Origin of the sequence: Polaromonas sp. (assembly GCF_030682935.1) — a bacterium.
In the GTDB taxonomy this organism is placed as follows: Bacteria; Pseudomonadota; Gammaproteobacteria; order Burkholderiales; family Burkholderiaceae_C; genus Polaromonas.
On the sequence record NZ_JAUXNA010000402.1, the window covers coordinates 1 to 2669 of the forward strand.

Annotated in this window: 3 protein-coding genes; all 3 read left to right on the forward strand. The window is 64.0% G+C overall.

Annotated elements, in window-relative coordinates:
- On the forward strand, window positions 1-1089 hold a 1089-nt coding region (locus Q8K05_RS18795; protein ID WP_305248276.1), incomplete at its 5' end, for a FliI/YscN family ATPase.
- Between the two features lie 30 nt (window positions 1090-1119).
- Window positions 1120-1575 (forward strand): flagellar export protein FliJ, encoded by a 456-nt coding sequence (gene fliJ, locus Q8K05_RS18800; protein WP_305248277.1) that lies wholly within the window; start codon window positions 1120-1122, stop codon window positions 1573-1575.
- Window positions 1576-1592: 17 nt separating this feature from the next.
- On the forward strand, window positions 1593-2669 hold a 1077-nt coding region (locus Q8K05_RS18805), incomplete at its 3' end, for a flagellar hook-length control protein FliK (RefSeq protein WP_305248279.1).

Below are 2669 nucleotides of genomic sequence, written 5' to 3' on the forward strand. Positions count from 1 at the left end.
GGTGCCGGCAGCGTCGGGCCACGGACCAAGCGCCTGCCTGTCGGCGAGGGCATGCTGGGCCGTGTCGTGGATGCCGCAGGCCGGCCGCTTGATGGCTTGGGCCCGCTCAATTTCGACCGGGAAGTGCCACTGTCCCGCGCGCCCATCAATCCGCTGACACGCGCCCCCATCAAGGACGTGCTGGATGTGGGCGTTCGCGCCATCAACGCCATGCTGACCGTGGGGCGGGGCCAGCGCATGGGCCTGTTTGCCGGCTCGGGCGTCGGCAAAAGCGTGTTGCTCGGCATGATGGCGCGCTACACCAGCGCCGATGTGATTGTGGTGGGCCTCATCGGTGAACGCGGCCGCGAGGTCAAGGACTTCATTGAGAACACGCTGGGCGAAGAGGGCATGGCCCGCGCGGTGCTGGTGGCGGCTCCGGCCGACACCTCGCCGCTGCTCAGGCTGCAGGGCGCCGCTTACGCCACCTGCCTGGCCGAGTATTTCCGGGACCGGGGCAAAAACGTCTTGCTGATCATGGATTCGCTGACCCGGTACGCGATGGCCCAGCGGGAAATCGCACTGGCCGTGGGTGAGCCGCCGGCCACCAAGGGTTACCCGCCATCGGTCTTTGCAAAATTACCCGCATTGGTGGAGCGCGCGGGCAACGGTGCCATCGATGCCGAGGGCCAGGGCGGCTCGATTACAGCGTTCTACACGGTACTGACCGAAGGCGACGACCAGCAAGACCCAATTGCCGATTCGGCCCGTGCCATTCTGGACGGCCATGTGGTGCTGTCGCGCAGCCTGGCCGAGTCGGGCCACTACCCGGCGATTGACATTGAAGCATCGATCAGCCGGGCAATGACAGCATTGATCGCGCCTGCGCAGTTTGAATCGGTGCGCGGCGTCAAGCAGATGCTGTCGCGTTATCAGCGCAACCGCGATTTGATCAGCGTGGGGGCCTACGCCCCCGGCCATGACGCGCAACTGGACAAGGCCATTGCGCTCTACCCCAAGATCGAAGCCTTTTTGCAGCAAACGATGGATGAACGCGCCGACTACGCCGCATCGATCAGCCAACTGCATGGAATATTCAATGCTCGCTAGCAGCCAGCACCAACGCCCCAGGAACACCTGATGCCCAAAAAGCTACAGCTTGCGATGCTCATCGAGCTGGCCCAGACCAAAACGGACGAGGCCACCCGCCGGCTTGGCCAACTGCAAAATGCGCACACCAGCGCGGCCGGAAAACTCGACATGCTGCTGCAGTACCGGCAGGAGTATCTGGACCAGCTCAATGGGCAGATGCGGGACGGCGTGGCGTCGGCTTACCTGCGCAACTTCCAGAATTTCATCGGCACGCTGGATGGCGCGATAGAGCAGCAACGCGCCCTGACCCTGCAGGCCGATACCCGGCTGGGGCACGGGCGCAGCGACTGGCAACACAACAAGCGGCGCCTCACTTCCTTTGACACCCTGGCTGACCGGGTTCGTCAGCAGGAAATGATCGCCACCGGCAAAAAAGAGCAGCGGGACAGCGATGAGCGCTCCGCCAGGCAGTTTTACCTGCGCGCCACAGCCCTGACCGACTAAATTTATATCCAACCACCATGTCTTTGATTCTTTCGTCTACCGCCGCGCCAGCCCCCTCTGCCAACCCGAACGCCAATGCAAGCACGCGTCATGACGAGCAGGGTCAGAACAATTCAGGCAGTTTTGGCGAAGCCCTGGCGCGCTCCCTGGCGCCCGCTGGAGAAAAAGCCGACCACCCCACCGCCAAAGCTGCGACAGCGCAGCCGGCTCGACGTCAGGCAGCCCCCCCAAAGACCGATGCAGAAGACCTGGTCAATGCCATGGCACTGTCTTTGGTTCCGATTGAAACCAGGATGGTCCAGGCCGCGCTGCCCACTGGCACGGGAACCGCTGCCGGCAGCATCACGCCAGGAACAAGCGCAGCGTCGCTGAATGATCTTCTTGCCCGCATGCCAGCACTGGCCAACGGGGCAGACAGGGCTGCCGATGCGCCCGAAGTAGCTGCAGACGCAGACGCGCAGTCCCAGCTTGCATCTGTACTGGCGGCGGCAAGTTCAAAGAGCGCTGATCCAAACCCATTGCAGGCCGGTCTGCTGCCCGTGAGCGATGGCGCGTCCATTCAGATGGACCCGCTAGCCATGGCAACTCAAGCCAGCGCTGCGGGCACGGGATTTTCCGACCCCTCCTCCAGGCGCGAAGACAAGGCTGCACCCAAGCCGAGCGTATTGAGCGATGCACGGGCCGACCTGGCACCCGCCGCACCTAACGGCGCGCCGAAAGTTGCGGCAAGCACCACAGCGCCAACTACGGAAACCGCAGCGCGGTCCGTCGCTGGCAGTCCGGTTGCAGCAGATGCCACAGTGAGCACCGGCACCGCCCTGCCGATGACTGCGGCGGTGCAGGCGCAAGGCAGCGTTGCTGCCTCGAACGCGCCAATCCCCGCCGCAACCACGTCCTTGATGCCGGGGGTGGGCAGCCCGGAATGGGGCAAGGCGCTGGGCCAGCACATGATCCAGATGGGCAATGCGGGTCATCAGGTCGCGGAACTCCAACTCAATCCACCGGGGCTGGGTCCCCTGAAAGTGACGCTGAGTATGAGCGATCATCAGATGCAGGCCATGTTTGTTTCGGCCCACGCCTCGGTTCGCGCCGCG

Excerpts from the sequence above, each read along its gene's own strand:
- fliJ (WP_305248277.1), top strand. The coding sequence starts at position 1,120 with ATGCCCAAAAAGCTACAGCTTGCGATGCTCATCGAGCTGGCCCAGACC.